The 24,797-nt window shown below is 73.8% G+C and carries 7 protein-coding genes; 5 read left to right on the plus strand and 2 right to left on the minus strand.

From position 1 onward, the window contains the following. Positions 1-3: 3 nt before the first annotated feature. The 4 genes from AB0E24_RS22355 (at position 4) to AB0E24_RS22370 (ending at position 22,606) form a co-directional block, all read left to right on the plus strand. Complete coding sequence (locus tag AB0E24_RS22355; RefSeq protein ID WP_359379285.1) at positions 4-20,061, plus strand: non-ribosomal peptide synthase/polyketide synthase; 20,058 nt, start codon at positions 4-6, stop codon at positions 20,059-20,061. Beyond that, positions 20,058-21,314: an MFS transporter gene (locus AB0E24_RS22360; protein ID WP_102933536.1), complete on the plus strand. Its 1,257-nt coding sequence runs from the start codon at positions 20,058-20,060 to the stop codon at positions 21,312-21,314. The genes AB0E24_RS22355 and AB0E24_RS22360 overlap by 4 nt, the downstream gene beginning before the upstream one ends. Before the next feature lie 73 nt (positions 21,315-21,387). Further along, positions 21,388-21,591, plus strand: coding sequence for an MbtH family protein (locus AB0E24_RS22365; protein ID WP_069872127.1), 204 nt, complete (start codon positions 21,388-21,390; stop codon positions 21,589-21,591). 151 nt (positions 21,592-21,742) lie between these two features. Further along, on the plus strand, positions 21,743-22,606 hold the full coding sequence (locus tag AB0E24_RS22370; RefSeq protein ID WP_079256269.1) for an SAM-dependent methyltransferase: 864 nt from the start codon (positions 21,743-21,745) through the stop codon (positions 22,604-22,606). A 22-nt stretch (positions 22,607-22,628) separates the two neighbouring features. On the opposite strand, the gene AB0E24_RS22375 is transcribed toward AB0E24_RS22370, so the two are convergent. Beyond that, the gene (locus tag AB0E24_RS22375; RefSeq protein ID WP_069872123.1) at positions 22,629-22,844 is read right to left on the minus strand and encodes a ferredoxin; all 216 of its coding nucleotides are present in this window, start codon (positions 22,842-22,844) and stop codon (positions 22,629-22,631) included. 5 nt (positions 22,845-22,849) lie between these two features. Then, entirely contained in the window at positions 22,850-24,040 is a 1,191-nt protein-coding gene (locus tag AB0E24_RS22380; RefSeq protein WP_069872121.1) for a cytochrome P450, read from the minus strand. 145 nt (positions 24,041-24,185) lie between these two features. On the opposite strand from AB0E24_RS22380, the gene AB0E24_RS22385 reads away from it, so the two are divergent. Continuing rightward, positions 24,186-24,767 (plus strand): TetR/AcrR family transcriptional regulator, encoded by a 582-nt coding sequence (locus AB0E24_RS22385; protein WP_441005790.1) that lies wholly within the window; start codon positions 24,186-24,188, stop codon positions 24,765-24,767. Positions 24,768-24,797 lie beyond the last annotated feature (30 nt).

A 24,797-nucleotide genomic window follows, 5' to 3' on the forward strand; every position in this document is an offset into this window, starting at 1 on the left:
GACATGACGTCTTCGAGGAAGGACCGCGCCGCCGCGCTGCCCGAGGAGGTGCGGGCGGCCCTGCGCCGCCGCCTCGCGGGCAAGGCGGGGCGCGCCGACGCCATCCCGCGCGCGGACCGCGCGCGGCCGCTGCCGCTGTCCTTCGCGCAGGCGCGGCTGTGGTTCCTGCACACCCTCCAGCCGGAGGAGGCGGGGTACAACAGCGCGCTGGCGCTGCGGCTGACCGGCGCGCTGGACGTGGCGGCGCTCTCCCGGGCGCTGGACGCCCTGGTGGAGCGCCACGAGGCGCTGCGGACCACGTTCGAGGACCTCGACGGCCGGCCCACGCAGGTGGTGCGCCCGGCCGCGCCGGTGCCGCTGCCGGTGGCCGACCTCTCCGGCGCGGATCTCACCGGCCTGGACTCCTCCGGAGCGGACCTCTCCGGCGCGGGCCGGGGTCCGGAGGCGCTGGACGGGCTGCTGCTGGCCGAGTACGCCCGGCCGTTCGATCTGCGCACCGGTCCGGTGCTGCGGGCGCTGCTGATCCGGCTGGCCGAGGACGAGCATGTGCTGCTGCTGACCGCCCATCACATCGTCACCGACGGCTGGTCGATGGGGGTGCTCCAGGACGAGCTGTGCGCGCTGTACGGCGCGGAGCCCGGCGCGGTCCCGCTGCCTCCGGTGCCGGTGCAGTACCCGGACTTCGCCGTGTGGCAGCGGGAGCGGCTCTCAGGGGCCGCGTCGGACCGGCAGCTCGACCACTGGAAGGAGCGGCTGGAGGGCGTCGTCCCCCTGGAGCTGCCCACCGACCGGCCCCGGCCCCCGGCGCCCACCTCGGCGGGCGCGGTCCACGAGTTCACGGTGGACCGCGCCACCGCGGCCCGGCTGCGCGCGCTTGCCGCCGGGGAGCGGACCACGCTGTTCACGGCGCTGGTCGCCGCCTGTCAGGGGCTGTTCGCCCGCTGGTCGGGGCAGGACGACATCGCCATCGGCACCGTCACCTCCGGCCGTGGCCGCACCGAACTGGAGCGCGCCGTCGGCTTCTTCGTCAACACGGTGGTGCTCCGCTCCTCTGTGGACACGGCCCGCTCCTACCGCGGGTTGCTGGCCGACGCGGGGGCCACGGTGCTGGACGCCTTCGCCCATGACGAGACGCCGTACCAGCGGCTGGTGGAGGCCGTGGGGGCGCGCCGGGAGGCGGGCCGCAACCCGCTGTTCGATGTGATGGTGCTGCTGCACAGCGCCCCGCGGAACGCGCCCCGGCTGTCCGGGCTGACCGCGACGAGCGTGGCTGTGCCCCGGCGGTCGGCCACCTTCGACCTCAGCGTCGAATTCGTCGAGGACGGGACGGACGGGACGGAGCTGCGGGGTCTGCTGGAGTACAGCACCGAGCTGTTCGACGCGGCGACCGCGAAGCGGATGGCGGGCCATCTGCTGGTGCTGCTGGACGGGGTGGCCGCCGAACCGGACCGGCCACTGCGCGAGCTGCCCCTGCTCACGGAGGACGAACGGCGGCGGATGACGGCTCTCGGGCGCGGTCCCGAACTCGCGGTCGAACCGGCCACGTTCCCCGCGATGTTCGAGGCGGCGGCGGCCCGTACCCCGGACGCGACGGCGCTGGTGGCCTCCGACGCCACGTACGACTTCGCGGGGCTGAACGCGGCCGCCAACCGGCTGGCGCACCAGCTGATCGCCCAGGGCGTGGGACCGGAGCGCGTGGTCGGGGTGCGGCTGCCCCGGACCTCCGACATGATCGTGGCGATCCTGGGAGTGCTCAAGGCGGGCGGGGTCTATCTGCCGCTCGACCCCGAACTCCCCGCCGAGCGCCTAGCGTTCCTCCTGGCCGACGCCGAACCGGCGCTGGTGCTCGACGAGGCCGCCCTGCGCGCCGTCCCCGCCACGCTGCCGGCGGACGGTCCCACGGACGCGGACCGCACCGCCGCGCTGCGCCCCGACAGCGCCGCCTACGTCCTCTACACCTCCGGCTCCACCGGCCGCCCCAAGGGGGTGGCCGTGGCGCACCGGTCGATGGTCAACCTGCTGGTCGGCCACCGCCGGGGCTTCGTGGCCGAGGCGGGTGGCGGGCCGCTGCGCGCGGCGCTGACCGCGTCGTTCTCCTTCGACACCTCGCTGGAGGGGTTGCTGCTGCTGGCCGACGGCCATGAGCTGCACCTCATCGACGAGACCACCCGGCTCGATCCGGCCGCGCTGGTGGCGTATATCGCCGAGCGCCGCGTCGACTTCCTCGACCTCACCCCCTCGTATCTGCGGCAGCTCCTCCCGGCCGGGCTGCTGGACCACCCCCACCACCGCCCGCGGGTGCTGATGCTGGGCGGTGAGGCCCTCGGCCCTTCGCTGTGGCGGCGGCTGGCGGACACGCCCGGCACGACGGCGTACAACTTCTACGGTCCGACCGAGTGCACCATCGACGCGCTCGCCGCCCGGATCGGCGGCACGGGGCGTGCGGTGGTGGGGCGGCCGCTGGGCAATCTGCGCGCCCATGTGCTGGACTCCCGGCTCCGGCCGGTGCCGGTGGGCGTGGCGGGTGAGCTGTATCTGGCGGGTGAGCAGGTGGCCCGGGGGTACCGGGGGCGTCCCGGGCTGACCGCGTCCCGCTTCGTGGCCGATCCGTACGGGCCCGCGGGGAGCCGGATGTACCGCACCGGGGACGTGGCCCGCTGGACCGCCGGCGGGGAGCTGGACTGCCTCGGGCGCGCCGACGACCAGGTGAAGATCCGGGGCCACCGGATCGAACCGGGTGAGATCGAGGCGGCGTTGCTCGATCTGCCCGGCGTCGCCGAGGCGGCCGTCGTCGCGGTGGCCGACGACCGCGGCCACGCACGGCTGGCCGCGTACCACGTGCCCGCACCGGGCGGTGAGCCGCCCGCCGCCGGTGAGTTGCGCGCGGCCCTCGGGCGCACCCTGCCCGGCCATATGGTGCCCGCCGCCTTCGTGGCCCTGGACGCCATGCCGCTCAGCACCAGCGGCAAACTGGACCGCCGGGCGCTGCCCGCCCCGCGGTTCGACGCGGACCGCCCGGAGCGGGAGGCCACGGCTCCGCGCACCGGGACGGAGCGGGAGCTCGTACGGATCTGGGCCGAGGTGCTGGGCGCCCGGGCGGTGGGGGTGGACGACAACTTCTTCGAGCTGGGCGGCGATTCGATCCTCAGCATCCAGATCGTCTCCCGGGCCCGCCGGGCCGGGCTCGCGCTCACCTCGCGGGACGTCTTCCTGCACCAGACCGTCGCCGAGCTGGCCGCCGCCGTGACGCCGCGCGACGCGCCGGACGTCACCCACCGGGAACCGGCGGACGTGGCGGGTCCGGCGCCGCTCACCCCGATCCAGCACTGGTTCTTCGCCACCCATGGCGCGCTGCGCCACTTCACCATGTCGATGGTGCTCGAGCTGCCGCACGACCTGGACGAGGGCGCGCTGGAGACCGCGCTCAACGCCGTGGTCGCGCACCACCCCGCCCTGCGCACCCGGTTCGTCCGGGGCGACGACGGCGAGTGGCGGCAGCTCGCGGACCGCGCGGCGGACGGGCCGCTGCTGCGCCGCCACGATCCGTCCGAGGCCGCCGACGCGGAGGAAGCGGCCGCGGAGGCCGCCCGCGCCGAACTCGACCTGACCACAGGGGCGTTGCTGCGAGGCGTCCTGCTACGGCGCGGGGCGGGAGCCCGGTCGCGGCTGTTCCTCACCGTCCACCATCTGGCCGTGGACAGCGTCTCGTGGCGCATTCTGCTGGGCGATCTGGAGAGCGCCTACCGGCAGGCCGCCGCCGGGGAGCCGGTGTGTCTGGAACCCGCCTCCACGCCCTTCACCACCTGGGCCCACCGGCTGGGCGAGCGGGTGCGGGAAGGGCTGCTGGACGGCGATCTGGCGTACTGGGACGGCGTACGGCGGGCGGGCGGCGCGGACCTTCCGGTGGACCGTCCGGGCACGGCCACGTCCGGGTCCACCCACACCGTGCGGGTACGGCTCGACCGCGAGACCACCGACGGGCTGCTGCGCCGGGTGCCCGGGGTGTACCGGACGCAGATCAACGATGTGCTGATGAGCGCGCTGGGGCGGGTGCTCGCCGGGTGGACCGGCGAGGACCGGGTGCTGGTGGCCATGGAGGGCCATGGCCGGGAGGAGCTGGACTCGGCCGTCGATCTGTCCCGGACCGTGGGCTGGTTCACCACGCAGTACCCGGTGGCGCTGACGCTGCCAGGGGACGGCTGGGGCGTGGTGCTCAAGTCGGTGAAGGAGCAGCTGCGCGCGCTGCCGCACCGTGGGCTGAGCTATGAGGCGCTGGCGTATCTGAGCGCCCCGGACTCCCCCGCGCGGGCGCTCGCCGGCGCGCCGCTGCCGGGCATCTGCTTCAACTACCACGGCCAGTGGGACTCGGCCGGGGACGACGGCGCGTTCACACTCACCGGGGAGACCCTGGGCCGGGATCTGGCCGCCGATGAGCCCTCGGTGTATCCGCTCGATGTGTCCGCCGTGGTGGCGGCCGGTGAGCTGGAGCTGACCTGGCTGTTCTCCGACCGGGTCCACGACGTGGCCACGGTGCGGGGGCTCGCGGACGGCATGCTCACGGCGCTGCGGGAGATCGTGGCGCACTGCGACGGACCGGGCGCGGGCGGCCGTACCCCCTCCGACTTCCCCCTGGCCCGGCTGGACCAGGACGCCGTCGACCGGTTGGTGGGCGACGGGCGGGAGGTCGAGGACGTCCATCCGCTGACGCCGCTTCAGGAGGGCATGCTCTTCCACCGGCTGGTCGGCGGCGCGGAGGACGTCTACCTCGACCAGGCCACGCTGGTCCTGGACGGGGTGCGCGACCCGGAGGCCTTCGCCCGGGCCTGGCAGGAGACGGTGGACCGCACACCGGTGCTCCGTGGCGGCGTGGTCTGGGAGGGCGTCGAGCGGCCGGTGCAGATCGTGCGCCACCGGGCCCAGCTGCCCGTGACCCATCTGGACTGGCGCGGGCTGTCCGAGGAGCGGCGTGAGGCCGAGCTGGAGCGGTTCCGGGCCGAGGATCTGGCCCTGGGCATCGATCTGGCCGCACCGCCGCTGATGCGGCTCGCCGTCGCCCGGCTGACCGACGCCCGTGTGGCGCTGATCTGGACCTCGCACCATCTGGTCCTGGACGGCTGGAGCCTGGCGCAGGTGTTCACCGAGGTGTGCGAGCGGTACACCGCGGCCGCCCGGGGCAGTGCCCCGGCGCTCCCCGTCCGGCGGCCGTTCCGCGACTATCTGACGTGGCTGGAGGGGCAGGACGGACGGGAGACCGAGAGCCACTGGCGGGAGCTGCTCGCGGGCTTCACCGCGCCGACCCCGCTCCCCCGCGACCGCAGGGCCGTGGAGTCCCACCGGGCCCGGTCCTCGGCGACCGTGGCGGTGTCGCTCACCCCCGAGGTGTCGGAGCAGCTGCGCCGTACGGCCCGGAGGGGCGGCCTGACCGTCAACACGATGGTGCAGGGCGCATGGGCGCTCTTGCTGTCCCGGTACAGCGGTGAGGAGGACGTGGTCTTCGGCACCACCGTCTCGGGCCGCCCGGCGGAGCTGGCCGGGGTCGAGTCGATGGTGGGGATGTTCATCAACACCCTGCCGACCCGGGTGCGGGTGGACGCCGCCCGCGACACCGGGGACTGGCTGCGGGACCTCCAGATGGCTCAGTCCGCCTCGCGGCGCCATGAATCCGTCTCGCTGGCGCGGGTGGCGGGCTGGAGCGACGTACCGACCGGAACCCCGCTCTTCGATTCCATCGTGGCATTCGAGAACTACCCCTTTGACGACACCTCGGCGCGCGATGCGGGCCTGCGGATCATCGAGGTCCGCTCCATCGACGCGACCAACTTCGGTTTGAGTCTGCGGGCGCATCTCTCCGACCGGCTGGGCTTCGACCTCGGCTATGACCCGGGGCAGTTCGACGCGCGGACCGCGGCGGCGGTCGCCGACCGGCTGTGCCTGCTGCTCACCGCGATCGCCGCCGACCCCGGCCGTCCGCTGCGGGCGCTGCCGTGGACCACCGCCGAGGAGCGCCGCCGGACCCTGGTGGAGTGGGGCGGCGGCGCGGCACCGGAGGCGCCGGAGCGGACGCTGGTGGACCTGTTCGAGGAGCAGGCGGCCCGCACCCCCGGGGCCATCGCCGTCTCCTGCGCCGGGGTATCGCTGTCCTACGCCGAACTCGACGCGCGGGCGGGCCGGTTGGCCCATCGGCTCATCGCCGAGGGCGCCGGGCGGGAACGGTATGTGGCGCTGGCGCTGCCCCGTACACCGGACATGCTCGTGGCGATCGTGGCGGTGCTGAAGTCGGGCGCGGCCTATCTGCCCCTCGACCCGGACCAGCCGTCCGGCCGGATCGCCCGGATGCTCGCCGACGCCGAACCGGCCGTACTGCTGACCACCACCGCCCTCGCGGCACGGCTCGGCGAGGAGACGGAAGAAGGCGCTGCCCCCGCCGTGGCCCGGCTGTGCCTGGACGACCCCGCTCTGATCGCCGATCTGGAGCGGCAGCCCGCCGCCGTTCCGGCCGGTTCGGGGCCGCTGCCGGACAGCCCCGCCTACGCCATCTACACCTCCGGGTCCACGGGCGTGCCCAAGGGAGTGGTGATCCCGCACTCCAATGTGGTCCGGCTGTTCTCCGAAACCCATGCGTGGTTCTCGTTCGACGCGAGCGATGTGTGGACGCTGTTCCACAGCTACGCCTTCGACTTCTCCGTCTGGGAGATCTGGGGGGCGCTGCTGCACGGCGGCCGCCTCGTGGTGGTCCCGTACGCCGTCTCCCGCTCCCCCGAGGAGTTCCTGCGGCTGCTGGCGGACGAGGGGGTGACGGTGCTCAGCCAGACGCCGTCCGCCTTCCAGGGGCTGATGCGCGCCGACGAGGAGCGCCCCGGGGCCCGGCTCGCCCTGCGCCGGGTGGTGTTCGGCGGTGAGGCGCTCGACGCGCGGCGGCTGGCGGGCTGGTACGCGCGGCATCCGGACACCGCGCCGGTGCTGGTCAATATGTACGGGATCACCGAGACCACCGTGCATGTCACCTACGCCCCGCTGGACCGCGCCGCCGCGTCCGCTCCGGCGGACACGGCGAGCGGCATCGGCACCGGCATCCCGGATCTGCGGGTGTATGTGCTGGACGAGGGGCTGGAGCCGGTGCCGCCGGGGGCGGTGGGCGAGCTGTATGTGGCGGGGGCGGGGCTCGCCCGGGGCTATCTGCGCCGCCCGGGGCTGACCGCGTCCCGTTTCATGGCCGATCCGCACGGGCCCGCCGGGAGCCGGATGTACCGCACCGGCGACCGCGCCCGGTGGAGCGCGGACGGGGAGCTGGAGTATCTGGGCCGCGCCGACGACCAGGTGAAGATCCGCGGTTTCCGGGTCGAGCCCGGGGAGGTCGAGGCCGCCCTCACCGCCCATCCGGAGGTCGGCGACGCGGTGGTGACCGTACGGGAGGACCAGCCGGGGGTGCGGCGGCTGGTGGCCTATGTGGTGGCGGCCGGTGCGGATGTGCCGCCCGAGGCCGGTGAGCTGCGGGAGTTCCTCCAGCGGTCGCTGCCCGCGCAGATGATCCCGGCGGCGTTCGTACCGCTGGACGCGCTGCCGCTGACCGCCAACGGCAAGCTGGACCGGGGCTCGCTGCCCGCGCCCGGCGCGAGCGGACTCGCGGCGAGCGCCGAGCGGATCGCCCCGCGCACCGAGGCCGAGCGTACGGTGGCGCGGGTGTGGGCCGAGGTCCTCCAGGTCGATCGGGCCGGGGCGATGGACGACTTCTTCGCCCTGGGCGGCGATTCGATCCTGGCCATCCGGGTGGCTTCCCGGCTGCGGACGGCCTTCGGCGCGGAGGTCACGCCGCGCGCGCTGTTCACCCACACCACCGTGGCCGAACTCGCCGCCGCGCTGTCCGCGCCGGAGGACGGCGGGGCCGTCGGCCACGAGCGGGGCGGGGCGGTGGACACCATCCCGGTCGTGCCTCGGGACGGGGAGCTGCCGCTGTCGTTCGCACAGGCGCGCCTGTGGTTCCTGGACTCCTTCGACGACGGCGGTACGGAGTATGTGACGCCGTTCGCACTGCGGCTGCGCGGCCGTCTGGACACCGCCGCCCTGCGCACCGCCCTGGACGGCCTGGTGGCCCGGCATGAGCCGTTGCGCACCACTTTCGCCGAGGTCGCGGGCCACGGGGTGCAGCGGGTGCACGAGCCGTACCCGGTGGCGCTTCCGGTGCACGACCTCACGGCCGGTCCGGTGGCCGAGCGCGAGCGGGAGCTGGAGCGGCTGCTGGAGCGGGAGGGTGCCACGCCCTTCGAACTGCGCACCGGGCCGCTGCTGCGGGCGTCCCTGATCCGGCTGGACGACGAGGAGCATGTGCTCACCCTGACGATGCATCACATCGTCACGGACGGCTGGTCCACGGCCGTCATCGGCGCCGATCTGAGCGAGCTGTACGGCGCGGCGGCCGTGGCACGACCGCCCGCGCTCGCCCCGCTGCCGCTGGGTTACGCCGACTACGCGGCGTGGCAGCGCGATCCGCTGGGCGGCGCGGCCCGGGTGGAGCCGCGGCTGGAGTACTGGCGGGCGCGGCTCGCGGATCTGGCGCCGTTGGAGCTGCCGACCGACCGTCCGCGGCCGGCCGTGCGGACCAGATGCGGGGCGCTGCTGGAGTTCACCCTGCCCGCCGGTCCGGTGGAGAGGCTGCGCGCGGCCGGGCGGCGCGGCGACGCCACCCTCTTCATGACGCTCCTCGCCACCTGCCAGGTGCTGCTCGCCCGCTGGTCGGGGCAGGAGGACATCGCGGTGGGCACCGTGACCTCGGGACGGGAGCGCCCCGAACTGGAGCATCTGGTCGGGATGTTCGTGAACACGCTGGTGCTGCGCACCCGGGTGGAAGCCGACGAGTCGTTCGAGGCCCTGCTCGCCCGGGTGCGGGGCACCGTGCTGGACGCCTTCGCGCACCAGGACGTGCCGTTCGAGCGGATCGTGGACGCGCTCCAGCCGGAGCGGGACACCAGCCGCACCCCGCTCTTCCAGGTGATGGTGGCGCTGCACAACCTGGGCGCCGAGGTGCCGCGACTGCCCGGTCTCGCCGTGGAGGCCGTACGCGTCCCGGGCCGGACCGCCGGTTTCGACCTGGGCTTCGACTTCGTGACCCACCTCGGCGCCCTGACCTGCTTCGTGGAGTACAACACCGATCTGTTCGACGCGGCCACCGTGGAGCGGATGGCCCGTCAGCTGCGGCTGCTGCTGGAGGCGGTGGCAGAGGACCCCGGGCTCCGGGTGGCCGAACTGCCGCTGCTGACCGCCGAGGAGCGGCGGACGGTGCTGGAGGAGTGGAACGACACCGCGCTCCCGGTGGCGGACACCACCTTCCCGCGGCTCTTCGAGGAGCAGGCCGCCCGCACCCCGGGCGCGACCGCGCTGGTGGCCTCCGACGCCACCTATGACTTCGCGGGGCTGAACGCGGCCGCCAACCGGCTGGCCCACCATCTGATCGCCCTCGGCGTGGGCCCGGAGAAGGTGGTGGCGGTCAGGCTTCCGCGCACCGCCGAGCTGATGGTGGCCCAGCTCGCGGTGGGCAAGGCGGGCGGCGCACACCTGTACGTGGACCCGGGACTGCCCGCCGAACGCGCGCGGTTCCTGCTTCAGGACGCGGCGCCCGAGGTCGTCCTCACCCCCGATGTACTGCGGGACGCGCCCCTCGACACGCTGCCGGACACCGATCCCACCGACGCGGACCGGGCGGCCCCGCTGCTGCCCGGCCACACCGCGTACATCACCTACACCTCGGGGTCCACCGGCCGCCCCAAGGGCGTCGCGGTCGAGCACCGCCAGCTGGTGAACCTCTGCCTCGACCACCGGGCCGGGCTCATCGCGCCCCACCGGGCCGAGGCGGGCCGTCCGCTGCGCTCGGCGCTGACCGCCGCGTTCTCCTTCGACACCTCCTGGGAGGGCGCGGTGTTCCTGGCCTCGGGCCAGGAGGTGCATCTGGTCGACGACGCGGTACGGCTCGACCCGGCCGCCCTGGTGGCACTGGTCGCGGACCGTGGCCTGGACTTCCTCGATGTCACCCCGTCCTACCTCCATGAGCTGATGGCGGCCGGGCTGTTCGCCGGGGACCGCCATCGCCCCCGGATCGTCATGGTGGGCGGCGAGGCCCTCGGGGCGGCGCTGTGGCGGGAGCTGCGCGCGGTGCCGGACGTGGCGGCGTACAACTTCTACGGGCCCACCGAATGCACCGTGGACGCGGTCTACGGCGACCTGGCCGGTCTCGGCGACCGTCCGCTCATCGGACGGCCCGGCCGCAATCTGCGGGCGTACGTCCTGGACGGCGCGCTGCGGCCGGTGCCGCCCGGGGTCCCCGGTGAACTCCATCTGGCCGGGGCCCAGGTGGCGCGCGGCTATCTGCGCCGCCCCGGGCTCACCGCGCGGCACTTCGTCGCCGATCCGTACGGCCCTCCCGGCAGCCGGATGTACCGCACCGGCGACCGGGCGCGCTGGACGGCTGACGGCGCGCTGGAGTTCCTCGGCCGTGCCGACGAACAGCTCAAGATCCGTGGCTTCCGGATCGAGCCCGGCGAGATCGAGGCCGCGCTGCTGGACCATCCGGCGGTCCAGGAGGCGGTGGTCGTGGCCCGCGAGGACACCGGCCACCGGCGGCTGGTGGCCTATCTGGTGACCGCCGGCTCCCCCGATCCGGTGGAGCTGCGCGCCCAGCTCAAGCGCACCCTGCCCGACTACATGGTCCCGGCCGCCTTCGTGCCGCTGGACCGGATGCCCCGCACCGACAGCGGCAAGGTCGACCGGCGCGCGCTGCCCGCTCCCCCGGACCGGCCGGAGCAGGGCTCGCCGTATGTGGCGCCCAGGACCCCCGCCGAGACGGTGCTCGCGGGCATCTGGGCCGAGGTGCTGGGCGTCCCCGAGGTGGGCGTGGCGGACAACTTCTTCGCCCTGGGCGGCGATTCCATCCTCAGCATCCAGATCGTCTCCCGCGCCCGGCAGGCCGGGCTGACGCTCACCTCCAAGGACGTCTTCCGCCACCAGACCGTCGCGGAACTCGGATTGAGCGTGGAGGCCGCCCGGCTTCAGCCGCTACCCGAACCGGCCGGGGCGGTGGCCGGACCGGCGCCGCTGACCCCCATCCAGCACTGGTACCTGGACGGGCGGCGGCCCGGCGACCGGCACCACTTCACCATGAGCCACCGGCTGGAGCTCACCGGCGACCTCGACGAGGCCGCCCTGCGACAGGCGGTGGACGCCCTGGTGGCGCAGCACGCGGCGCTGCGCACCCGCTTCCTGACCATCGACGGCCGGTGGCGGCAGGAGGTCCTCCCCGCCGCCCCCGGCGGTGTGCTGGAGCGGCACGACCTGTCCGGTCTTGACGACACGGCACGCGCGGAGGCCGTACGGGAGGCCACGGTCGCGGCCCAGACGGGCCTGGACATCGCCGAGGGGGCCGTGCTGCGGGTGCTGCTGTTCGCCTTCGGCCCCGGGCGGCCGCCCGAGTTGCTGCTCACCGCCCACCATCTGGTGGTGGACGGCGTCTCCTGGCGCGTACTGCTCGGCGATCTGGAGACCGCCTACCGCCGCGCCGCCGCCGGTGGCGCGGCCACCCTGCCCCCGGCGAGCAGCGCCTTCACCCGGTGGGCCGCCCGGCTGGCGGAGCATGTGCGCTCCGGTGGGCTCGACGGCGAGCTGGCCTACTGGACGGGCGTGGCACGCTCGGCGCCCGCCACCCTCCCCGTCGACCGTGAGGGCCCCAACACCCATGGGACGGCGGCCACGGTGAACACGGTCCTCGGGCGCGCCGAGACCGGGGCGCTGCTGCGCCAGGTCCCGGGTGTCTACCGGACGCGGATCGACGAGGTGCTGCTCGCCGCGCTCGGCCGGAGCCTGGCGCGCTGGACCGGTGGGGACACGGTGCTGATCGGGGTGGAGGGGCACGGCCGCGAGGATCTCTTCGAGGACCTGGATCTCTCCCGTACCGTCGGCTGGTTCACCGCCGAGTACCCGCTCGCGCTGGCCGTCGACGCCGAGGCGGGGTGGCGCGAGACCCTGCGGTCGGTCAAGGAACAGCTGCGCGCCGTCCCGCACCACGGGCTCGGCCATGGTGCGCTGCGCCATCTGGCCGCCGACGGCTCCCCGGCCGGGGAGCTGCCGGGCGGTCCTTCGCCCCAGATCGTCTTCAACTACCACGGCCAGTGGGATGTGGCCGCGGACGACGACGGCGCGGCGGCCCCGGGCCTGTACCGCGCCGCCCTCCCCGTGACCGGCCAGGACGCCCCGCCCGAGGAGACCCGGCCGTATCTGCTGGAAGTCACCGGCGCGGTCCAGGACGGCCGTCTGGAGCTGGGCTGGAGCTATCCGGCCCGGATGTACGACGAGGCGACCGTGCGCCGGCTCGCGGACGGCTGTCTGGCCGCGCTGAAGGAGATCGTCGCGCACTGCGCGGAGCGCGGCGCGGGCGGCCGCACCCCCTCCGACTACCCGCTCGCCCGGCTCGACCAGCGCCAGGTGGATCTGATCGCCGGTGACGGCGGCGCGGTGGAGGACATCTATCCGCTGACCGGGCTCCAGGCCGGGATGCTCTTCCATGGCCTCGTGGACGGCGCTGCCACCGGTGGCGCCTATTTCGACCAGATCGCGATCCGCATCGGCGGGATCGCCGACCCGGACACCTTCACGGCCGCCTGGCGGCGGGTGGTGGACCGTACGCCGGTCCTACGGAGCTCCGTCCGCTGGGAGGGGCTCGCCGAGCCCGTCCAGGTCGTCCACCGCCGGGCCGAGCTGCCCACCGCGCGCATGGACTGGCGGGGGCTGACGCCGTCCGGGCGGGAGGAGGCGCTGCGGCGGCTGCTGGCCGAGGACCGCGCCGCCGGGATGGAGCTCACCTCGGTCCCGCTGAGCCGGATCGCGGTGGCCGGGCTGCCCGATGACGAGGTCATGTTGGTGTGGACCGCGCACCATCTGATGCTCGACGGCTGGAGCACCGGGCAGATCTTCGCCGAGGTGTGCGAGACCTACGCGGCCCTCGTCGCCGGGCGCACCCCCCAGCCGCCCGCGCGCCGCCCGTTCCAGGACTTCCTGCGCTGGCTGCGCGAACGGGACCAGGAGCGGGCCGAGCGCCACTGGCGCCAGGTGCTGACGGGGTTCGGCACCCGCACACCGCTGCCGTACGACCGGCCGCCCCGGGAGGCGCACCGCACCACCTCGACCGCGCTGACCCGGCTGGAGCTGGCCGAGGAGGTGTCCGCCCGGCTGCGCGAGACGGCGCGCGGCGGCGGGCTGACGGTCAACACGGTGGTGCAGGGGGCGTGGGCGCTGCTGCTGTCGCGGTACTCCGGTGCGCGCGATGTGGTGTTCGGCACCACCGTCTCGGGCCGTCCGGAGGGGCTGCCGGGCGTGGAGACGATGGTCGGCATGTTCATCAACACGGTCCCCACCCGGGCCGTGGCCGAGGGCGGCCGTGAGGTCGTGGAGTGGCTGCGGGAGCTTCAGGAGCAGCAGAGCGAGTCCCGCCGCTTCGACTTCGTCGCCCTCCCCCGGATCCAGGCCCTGAGCGCGCTCCCGGCCGGTGAGACGCTCTTCGACAGCATGGTGGTGTTCGAGAACTACCCCTTCGACGAGTCGTCGGCGGCCGGTGCCGGGATCCGTGTCCTGGAGGTGCGGGCCGAGGACGCCACGAGTTTCCCGCTGTGTCTGCGCGCCTATCTCGGCGACCGGCTGGGCTTCGACATCGCCTACGATCCGGCGCTGTTCGACGCGGCCACGGTGGAGCGGGCCGCGGCCCATCTGGAGACACTGCTGACCGGGATCGCGGACGGCGCCGGGCAATGTCTGGACGAGCTGCCGCTGCTGACGGAGGCCGAGCGCCGACGGGCGGTACGGGAGTGGAACGCCACCGCCCGGCCGCTTCCGGAGGGCTCGCTGGCCGAGCTGTTCGCCGAGCGGGTCCGAAGCACCCCGGACGCCGTCGCCGTCACCGACGGCGCCACCTCGCTCGGCTATGCCCAACTCGACGACTGGGCAGGGCGGTTGGCGGGCCATCTGCTGCGCTCCGGCCTCCGGCCGGAGGACCGGGTGGCGCTGCTCATGGACCGGTCGGTGGAGCTGGTCGTGGCCCAGCTCGCGGTGGTCAGGGCCGGTGGGGTGTACGTACCGGTGGACACCCGCGCCCCGCGCGACCGGCGGCGGACGCTGCTGGACCAGGCGGGCGCCACGGTCGTGCTGACACCGGATGAGGTGGCCGCCGCGCGCGAATACGAGCCGGTGGCGCCCGCGGTGCCGGTGCACCTGGACCAGCTGGCGTATGTGATGTTCACCTCCGGCTCGACCGGTGTGCCGAAGGCCGTGGGGGTGCGCCATCGCGATGTGGCGGCGCTCGCCCTCGACCGTGCCTTCGCCGGTGGCGGGCACGAACGGGTGCCGATGCACTCGCCGGTGGCGTTCGACGCCGCCACCTATGAGATGTGGGTGCCACTGCTGGGCGGTGGCCGGGTGGTGGTGACACCGGGCGAGCTGGACGCCGCCGCGGTGCGCCGGCTGGTGGCCGGGCAGGAGGTCACGGGGCTCTGGCTGACCGCCGGGCTGTTCCGGCTGCTGGCTCAGGACGCGCCGGACTGCTTCGCGGGGCTGCGCGAGGTGTGGACCGGCGGCGATGTGGTGCCCGCGGCCTCGGTGCGCCGGGTGCTGGCACACTGCCCCGGGCTGACCGTGGTGGACGGCTACGGACCGACCGAGACCACCACCTTCGCCACATCCTTCCCGATGTCCCGCGCGGATGAGGTGCCCGAGGTGGTGCCGATCGGCCGGCCGCTGGACAACATGCGGGTCCACGTCCTGGACTCCGCGCTGCGGATCGTGCCGCCGGGTGTGGTCGGGGAGCTCTTCATCGCCGGGGAGGGGGTGGCCCGTGGCTACCTCGGCCGTCCCGGTCCGACCGCCGCGGCGTTCCTCCCCGATCCGTACGGGCCCGCCGGGGAGCGGATGTACCGCACCGGCGATCTGGCGCGCCGACGGCCGGACGGCACGGTGGAGTTCGCCGGCCGCGCCGATGACCAGGTCAAGATCCGTGGCTTCCGGATCGAACCGGGCGAGGTGGAGGGGGTGCTGGCCGGCCATCCGGAGGTGGCGGATGTCGCGGTGGTGGCCCGGGAGTACGGGCCGGGCGGAAAGCGGCTGGTGGCCTATGTGGTGGCCGGTGGCGACGCCTCGGTGGACGGCGCCCGGCTGCGGGCGTACGCGGCGGAGCGGCTTCCGGACTACATGGTGCCGTCGGCCGTCGTCCCGCTGGACGCGCTGCCGCTCGGCCCCACCGGGAAGCTGGACCGGGCGGCGCTGCCCGCCCCGGGCCCGGAGATCCGCCGCACGCCCTACCGCGCACCGCGCGAGGGGCTCGAACAGGCCGTGGCGGCGGTCTGGGCCGAGGTGCTGGAGGTCGAACGCGTCGGCGCCGGGGACAGCTTCTTCGAGCTCGGCGGCGACTCGATCCTCTCCCTCCGGCTCACCTCACGGCTGCGCGAGGTGCTCGGAGTGGAGCCCTCGCCCCGTCTGGTGTTCACCCATCCGACCCTCGCCGCCCTGGCCGAGGCGCTCGACGGCGCGGACGGCCGCGCCGGGGACCGGCCGGCCCCGATCACACCGGTGCCCCGGGACGGCGAGCTGCCGCTGTCGTATCCGCAGCAACGTCTGTGGTTCCTGGACTCCTTCGCACCGGACAGCGCCGAGTACATCACCCCGCTGGCGCTGCGGATGCGCGGAGCCCTCGATGTGGACGCGCTCGGCGCGGCGCTGACCGCGCTGGTGGCCCGCCATGAGTCGCTGCGGACCACCTTCGACGCGGTGGACGGCCGCGGGGTGCAGATCGTCCACGACCCGTGGGAGATCCGGCTCGAACCGTACGACCTGTCCCATCTACCCACCGACGAGCGGGAGATGGAGCTGGCGGAGCTGCTGGAGTACGAACGGGCGCGCCCGTTCGACCTGCGGCGTGGCCCGCTGCTGCGGACCGGTCTGGTCCGGCTCGGCGCCCAGGAGCACATACTGAGCCTGACGCTGCATCACATCATCACGGACGGCTGGTCCACCGGTGTGCTCACCGGCGATCTGCGGGAGCTGTACCGGGCGGCGCTGAGCGGTGGGCCCGCGGCGCTGCCCCCGCTCCCGGTGCACTACGCGGACTTCGCCGCCTGGCAGCGGGCCGAACTCACCGCACCCCGCGCGGAGGAGGAACTGGCCTACTGGACACGCCAGTTGGCCGAGGTACCGCCGCTGGAGGTGCCCACCGACCGGCCCCGCCCCGAGGTGCGGACGAAGTACGGCGCCACCGTGGAGTTCACCGTGCCCGCCGAGGTGAGCCTGCGCCTCAAGGAGTTCGGGCGGGCGCGGGGAACCACGCTGTTCATGACGCTGGTGGCGGCGTCCCAGATCCTGCTCGCCCGGCTTTCGGGCGGGCGGGACATCGCGGTCGGCACCGTCACCTCGGGGCGGGAGCGCGCCGAGGTGCAGCGGCTGATCGGGTTCTTCGTCAACACCCTGGTGCTGCGCTCCACGGTCGATCCGCGCGCCCGTTTCGGCGACTTCCTGGCCGAGGTGCGCGGCACCGTCCTGGACGCCTTCGCCCATCAGGCGGTGCCGTTCGAGCGGGTGGTGGACGAGGTGCGGCCGCCCCGGGACACCAGCCGGACACCGCTGTTCCAGGCGATGGTGGTGCTCCAGAACGCGCCGGGCCGGACGCTGGAGCTGCCCGGTCTGGAGCTGGCGGACGTGGAGCTCGATACGGGGACGGCCGCCTTCGACCTCACCTTCGAGTTCGCCGAGGCAGAGGGAGGTGTGCTGCGCGGGCTGATCGGCTACAGCACCGATCTGTTCGACGCCCCGACCGTGGAGCGGATGGGCACGGCCCTGCGGGCGCTGCTCGCCGGGATCGCCGAGGATCCGGAGCGGCCGGTGGGCGCGCTGCCGCTGACCACCCCGGCCGAGCTGCGGCGCACCCTGGTCGAGTGGAACGGCACCGGGCGGGAGGTGGAGCGCGCCACGCTGCGCGAGCTGTTCGAGCGGCAGGTGGCCGTCTCCCCGGACGCCACGGCCGTGCGGTACGGAAAGGGCGATCTCACCTTCGCCGAGCTGGAGGTGGCCGCGAACCGGCTGGCGCACCGGCTGATCGGCCTGGGCGTGGGACCGGAGCGCCTGGTGGCGCTGGTGCTGCCGCGTTCGGTGGAGATGCTGGTGGCGCAGCTGGCCGTGGTGAAGGCGGGTGGCGCGTTCCTGCCGGTGGACCCCGGCTATCCGAAGGAGCGGGTGGCGTTCATGCTGCGGGACGCCGCGCCCTCGGTCGTGCTCGACGACGCGGTCTCGGTCTGGGCCGAGGACGGCCCCGCCGGGCCACCGCCCGGCCGTGGACTGACACCGGACCATCCGGCGTATGTCATCTACACCTCCGGTTCCACCGGTGTGCCCAAGGCGGTCGTGGTCACCCATGCGGGGCTGGCCGGTTTCTCGGCGGCCGCGGCCGAACACTACGGCGTGCGGGCCGGGGACCGGGTGCTCCAGTTCTCCTCCCCCAGCTTCGACGCCTCCGTTCTGGAGCTGTGTGCCTCGCTGCCCCGTGGCGCGGCGCTGGTGATCGGTGACGAGGGGCCGCTGCTGGGCGAGCGGCTGGCCGAGGTGCTCGACGGGCAGCGGATCACCCATGCGCTGATCCCCCCGGCCGCGCTGGCCACCGTGCCGGAGGCGGCGTGGCGGGCGGGGCTGCCGGATCTGCGGACCCTGATCGTCGGCGGCGACGCCTGCTCGGCCGAACTGGTGGACCGCTGGGCGCCGGGCCGGCGGATGGTCAACTCCTACGGCCCGACGGAGGCCACGGTGGTGAGCACCTGGTCCGAACCGCTGACGGCGGGGTCGGGGGCCCCGCCGATCGGGCGGCCGATCCCGAACACCCGGGTCTATGTGCTGGACGAGGCGCTGCGCCCGGTGCCGGTGGGCGTGGCCGGGGAGCTGTATGTGGCGGGCGCGGGCCTGGCGCGGGGCTATCTGGGCCGTCCGGGGCTGACCGCCGCACGGTTCATGGCCGATCCGTTCGGCCCGGCGGGCGGCCGGATGTACCGCACCGGCGATGTGGTGCGGTGGACCGGCGAGGGTGTGCTGAGGTTCCTGGGCCGGGCCGATGACCAGGTCAAGGTGCGGGGCTTCCGGATCGAACCGGGCGAGGTGGAGAGCGCGCTGCGGCGCAGCCCGGAGGTGCGGGAGGCGGTGGTCGCCGTACGGGAGACCGCCCCGACCCCCGAGCAGCCCTCCGGTGGGAAGCGGCTGGTGGGCTATGTCGTCCCGGCGCCGGGCGCCTCGCCGACCGCCGCCTCGCTGCGCGACGCCCTGGGGCGGACCCTTCCGTCCCATATGGTGCCGTCGGCCTTCGCCACCCTGGACGCCCTTCCGCTCTCGGCCAACGGCAAGGTCGACCGCCGGGCCCTGCCCGATCCGGATGTGGCACCCGCCGCCTCCGGTGCGGACCATGTCGCCCCGCGCACCCCGATGGAACGCCGGATCGCGGACATCTGGGCGGATGTGCTCGGTCTGGAACGGGTGGGCGTGGCGGACAACTTCTTCGAGCTCGGCGGGGATTCCATCCTCAGCATCCAGGTGGTCTCCCGGGCCCGCCAGGCCGGGCTGCGGCTGACCACCAAGGATCTGTTCACCCATCAGTCGGTGGCCGCGCTCGCCACCGTGGCCACGGCCGAGCGGGACGAGGGCCGTGCGGAGCCGGTGACCGGGGCGCTTCCGCTCACCCCGATCCAGGACTGGTTCTTCGCCACCCGTACCGTCAATCCGCACCACTTCAACCAGTCCACCTTGCTGGAGCTGCACCAGGAGCCGGACGAGAAGGCGCTGGAGGGGGCGCTGGCCGCGCTCCTGGTCCACCATGACGCGCTGCGCACCCGGTTCACCGAGGAGGGCGGCGAGTGGCGGAGCCACGTCCCGGCGCCGGAGGCCGACATCGCCGTCCTGGACCGCCACGATCTGTCCGGTCTGCCGGCCAGGGAGGCGGACGCGGCGATGGAGAAGGCGGCCGACGCGCTCCACGCGGACTTCGGGCTCGGCCGGGGGCCGCTGCTGCGGGCCGCGCTGTTCCGCTTCGGCGAGGCCCGGCGGCCGTTCCTCTTCCTGACCGCGCACCATCTGGTCATCGACGGGGTGTCCTGGCGGATCCTGCTGGACGACCTGGACATCGCCTATCAGCAGGGCGTACGGGGCGAACCGGTGGACCTCGGCCCCAGGACCACCGCATTCCGCGACTGGGCGAGGCGGCTCGCGGAGCATGTCGCCGAGGGCGCCCTGGACCATGAGGCCGACCACTGGTGCGGGGCCCTCGACGCCCGGCCACTGCCGGTCGACCACCAGGTGGCCGCGCCCGGGGCCGAGATCCGTACGGTGCCGGTCACGCTCGACGAACGGGACACCGAGGCGCTGCTGCGCTCGGCGCCCACCGCCTATCGCACCCGCATCAACGATGTGCTGCTCGCCGCCCTCGCGCTGGCGCTGTCCCGCTGGACCGGCCGGGAGCGGGTCTCCGTGGAGCTGGAGGGCCATGGCCGCGAGGACATCCTGGACGGTGTCGATCTCTCCCGTACGGTGGGCTGGTTCACCACCATGTACCCGGTCTCCTTCGAGTTGCCGGACATCCACGAGGGCGGACCCGCCGACTGGCGCGGGCTGGTCAAGTCGGTCAGGCGGCGGCTGCGGACCGTCCCCGGCAACGGCTTCGGCTTCGGGGCGCTGCGCACGTTCGGCCCGCCCGCGCTGCGCGAGCGGCTGTCCCGCGACGGCGCCGGGCCGCAGATCGTCTTCAACTACCTGGGCCAGTGGGACGCCCGGTCGGCGCGGTCCCAGGGCGGTCTGGTCCACGCCGAGCACGGGTCGTTCGGCCAGGACCACGATCCGCGCGAGGGCGGTTCCCATCTGCTGGAGGTGGTGGGCGCGGTGCAGGACGGCCGGCTCGGTTTCACCTGGCGCTACCGCCCCGATGTGCACGAGAGGCGGACCGTGGAGGCGGTGGCCGGGGACTTCGCGGAGGCGCTGCGCCGGATCGCCGCGGACTGCCGGGGCGCCGTATGACCGCGGCCCCGCCGGTTCCCCCGCCGGTGCCCCTGTCGCGCAACCGGGACTACCGGCTGCTGTGGGGCGGTCAGGCGCTCTCGGAGTTCGGCTTCCACTCGGCGCTGATCGCGTTTCCGCTGCTGGTCCTCGCGCTCACCGGCTCGGGCGCCGCCTCCGGTCTGGTCATGGGCACCATCGCCGCCGCGCAGATGGTGGCCGGGCTCCCGGCGGGTGTCCTGGTGGACCGCTATGACCGCAAGGCCATCATGCTGGGCTGTGAGGCGGCCCAGGCGGTCTCCGCCATCAGCCTGGTGGCGGCCGTGTGGGCCGGTGCGGCCACCGTCTGGCACATGGTGGCCGTGGCGGCGGTGTTCGGGGCGAGCGCGGCGCTCTTCGAACCGGCGGAGAGCGCGTCGCTGCCGGCCCTGGTGGCGGACGAGCATCTGCCCACGGCGGTGGCGATGAACACCGCACGTGCCTCGATGGGGCAGCTGGCGGGCACCGCGACCGGCGGATTCCTGTTCGCCGTGGGGCGGTTCGTCCCCTTCCTGGTGGACGCCGTGACACACACGCTCTCCTTCGTCGTGCTGCTCTTCGTCAGGCTGCCCCGGCGCGAGCGGCCCACGGGCGGTGCGGGCCCGCTGGGCCGTGAGGCGCTGGCCGGGTTGCGGTGGGTGTGGCGGGAGCGCCGGATCCGGGTCACGGTGGTGTGCGCGGTGGTGCTCAACCTGTTCTTCAGCGCCTACTACCTCGTCGTCATCGTGCTCGCCGAGTCCCGGGGGGTGCCCTCAGGCGAGGTCGGTGTGATGGCGGCCATGCTCGGGGTGGGCGGGGTGCTCGGCGCGCTGGTGGCGCCCGTACTGCACCGGCGGCTGGGAGCGTACGGCGGCATCATCGCGGTGTTCTGGGCCCTGGCCGTGCTGGCCCCGGTCACCGTGCTGATGGACAGCGGCTATCTCATCGGGGTGCTGTTCGCCCTGATCGCGCTGTTCCCGCCGACGGCGAACACCGCGATCATGACCGAGCAACTGCTGCGCACCCCGGACGAGTTGCGCGGCAGGCTCACCAGCACCCTCGTTCTGGCCTGCGGTGCCGCGAGCGCGGCCGGTCCCGCGCTGGGCGGATCGCTCGCCCAGGCCCTGCCGGGCGACCGGGCGCTTCTGCTCTGCTCGGCGGGGATGGCCGCCGCGGCCGTCCTGGCCACTCTCAGCCCGACCCTGCGCACGCTGTCCCGGCGCCACGAGAGCGGGCGGCCCGCCACGGCCGGCTGACCGTCATCCGTCCACTTCACCGACCATCACCGATATCACCACTACGCCCGATCCTCGACAGGAGAGACCGACCATGGACGACAACGCCCGCTACCAGGTGCTGCGCAACGACGAGGACCAGTACTCGCTGTGGCCGGCCGATCTCGAGGTGCCCGAGGGCTGGCACCCCGTCGGCAAGGAGGGCACCAAGGACGAGTGCTCCGCGCACGTCGACGAGGTGTGGACCGATATGCGCCCGCGCAGCCTGCGCGAACGCATGGACAACGTGGCCTCCTGACCGGAGCCGTGGCGGCGGGTGCGGCCGGCGTGTGGGGGCGCCGGCCGCTTCCGGGCCCCTCAACTTCCTCGTACGATCGCGCGGTTACCATCCATGGAACCAGTCGGCCGCGGCGCGAGGGATCGCGCCCGGATACGGAGGAGAACACCACGTGACCGCGCAAGGGGTAGCATCCCAGACCGGAAGCGGGCCGGAGCCCCCCAACACCCCCCTCAACCAGGGGCGACCGCACAGCGCCCGGATGTACGACTACTTCCTGGGCGGCAAGGACAACTACGTCGCCGACCGTGAGGCCGCCGCCAAGGTCCTCACCCTGTGGCCGGGTGTCATGATCGCCGCCCGGACCAACCGGGCCTGGATGCACCGCGCGATCCGGTTCCTCGCCGCCGAGCGGGGCATCCGCCAGTTCCTCGACATCGGCACCGGCATTCCCACCCGGCCGAATCTGCACGAGGTGGCCCAGGGGATCGCCCCGGAGTCCCGGATCGTCTACGTGGACAACGACCCCATCGTCCTCGCCCATGCCCAGGCCCTGCTCAAGAGCCGCCCCGAGGGCCGCACCGCCTATGTGCACGGGGACATCACCGAGCCCGAGACGATCCTCGCCTCGCCCGACCTCACCGAGGTGCTGGACCTGTCCCAGCCGGTCGCGCTGAGCCTGGTCTCGCTGCTGCACTTCGTGCCCGACGACTGGGGCCCGTACGACCTCGTCCGGCGGCTGGTCGACGCGCTCGCTCCCGGCTCCTATCTGGTGCTGAGCCATATCACCCCGGACTTCGACCCCGAGGCCACCCAGAAGACCGTGCAGGTCTACCACAGCGGCGGCATCCAGGGGAAAATCCGCACCAAGGACGAGGTGGAGGGCTTCTTCACCGATCTGGAGCTGGTCGAACCGGGCCTCGAGGTGCCGCACCGCTGGCGGACCGACCTGGCCGAAAGGGACTCCCATGTGGAGACCGGCGATGTGACCGACGCCGAGGTGTCGTTCTGGGCGGGCGTCGCCCACAAGCCCTGACACGGGGCTTCCGGAGCGGGGTTCAGGGACGCGGTCCGACGGTCGTGGTGCCGTCGCGGATGGTGATCGCCAGCGCGGGACAGGAGTCCGCCGCGTCCAGCACCCGCTCCTCCTCCGGGACCTCCTCGCCCAGCGGCCGGGCGTGTTCCTCGTCCAGGACGAACAGATCGGGGGCGATCCCGGCACACATGCCGGACGCCATGCACCGGCCACCGTCGACCTCGGCCTTCCAGGTCATCCGGCTCACCACCCGACCGGCATGACCCGGGGCCCGCGGACCAGCATCCGGCCCTTCCACTCCACATCCCCGGCCAGCCGCAGGTTCGGGAAGCGGGTGATCAGCGCGCCGAGCGCCTCCTGGAGCTCCAGACGGGCCAGCGGCGCGCCCAGGCAGTGGTGCACACCGTGGCCGAACCCGAGGTGCTGGGTGGCGGGGCGGGCGACGTTCAGGGTGCCCGGCTCGTCGAAGCGCAGCGCGTCGCGGTTGGCCGAGCCGACGGCCACGAGCACGGGCTCCCCGGCGCGCACCAGGGTGCCGCCCACCTCGATGTCCTCGGTGGCGTAACGGGGCATGGAAGCCGCCATGCCCAGCGGGACGAAGCGCAGCAGCTCCTCGACGGCGCCGTGCAGCAGGTCGGGGTCCTCGCGCAGCCGCCGCAGTTCGTCCGGGTGCTCCAGCAGTGTGAACACGAAGTTGGGGATCTGGGTGGCCGTGGTCTCGTGCCCGGCCACCAGGATGCCCACGCACAGATCCACGAGTTCCAGCTCGGACAGCCGGTCGCCCGCGTCCCTCGCCTCGATCAGCGAGCTCATGATGTCGTCCCGCGGGCTGCTGCGATGGTCCTCGATCAGCCCGGCCATATAGGCGCGCAGCTCCTCGGTGTTGCGGGTGTGCTCCTCCGCGCTCAGCGAGCTGGTGGACAGCGCGGCGTCGCTCCAGACGCGGAACCGGGGCCGGTCCTCCTCCGGGACGCCCAGCATGGCGCAGATGACGCCGACCGGAATGGGCAGGGCATAGCGGTCCACGAGATCGGCGGGCGGCCCCGCGGCCTCCAGGCCATCCAGCAGGTCATGGGTCAACTGCCTTACCCACGGCCGGAGTTTCTCCACCTGGTGGACGGTGAACGCCTTGGCGACGAGCGTGCGCAGCCGGGTGTGGTCGGGCGGGTCCATGGTGAGGATGCCGCCGTCGCGCCGGCCCTCGGACTGCCGTGGCTCGTCGTGGTGAAGCACCTCCGCACGGCTGAAGCGCCGGTCCCCGAGCACCAGCCGGGCGTCGGCGTACCGCGTGGCCAGCCAGGCGGGCTCGCCGTAGGGCATGCGCACCCGGAGTAATCCGGTGCGGTTCCTGGCCTCTTCGTACGCCTCGCTGAGCGCCAGCCCGTCGGAGGAGTTGAAGGGGTAGGCGATGGGTGTCGTCTCCGCTGTGGTCATCGTGACCTCCCTTGCGTAAGCACGTGCTTACAAACGTAGGAGGCATCGGCTGATACGGTCAACGGCCCCTTTGCGCCGTTGATCTGACGGGCCGACGGGGACTTCGCCGGAAGCAGACGAGAGGGGTGTCGTGATGGGGACGACCGTGTCCGAGAGGCAGCACCGGGACGCGCGGGACACACGCCGGCGGTTGCTGGAGGCCGCGGCGGCGCTGTTCGCCGAGCGGGGCTATGAACGGGCGACGGTGCGGGACATCGCCGATCGCGCGGGGGCCAACCAGGCGCTTCTCTTCCGCTATTTCGGCTCGAAAAGCGCGCTGTTCGGCGAGGTGATCGCGCGCAACGGGGAGGAGCAGCTGCGCACCACCCCACCTCATGAGCTGCTGGAGGCCGCCCTGCGCGGGCTGCTGGGGCCGGGCGGTAAGGAGCCGGGCGGCCGTGCGCTGGCCACCCTGCTGCGCTCGGTGGACAGCGGTGACGAGATCGGTACGGCGGTGCGCGCCATCAGCGACGACTACGCGCGGGTGCTGGCCTCCCTGTCCAGCGCGGACAACCACGAGCTGCGGGCGGATCTGGCGCTGTCCTGGTTGCTGGGCATAGGGATGATGCGGGTGCTGGTGGGCAAGGAGCCACTGGCCGACGCCGATCCGGACGAGGTGTGCGCGCTGGTCACCGCCGCGCTCGGCACCCTCCTGGACGGTCTCCCGGCAGCGGACGGCAGGCCGTAGAAGGGCAGGCCGTTAGGGGCAGGCCGTAGA

Source organism: Streptomyces malaysiensis subsp. malaysiensis, from assembly GCF_040653035.1.
GTDB lineage: Bacteria > Actinomycetota > Actinomycetes > Streptomycetales > Streptomycetaceae > Streptomyces > Streptomyces malaysiensis.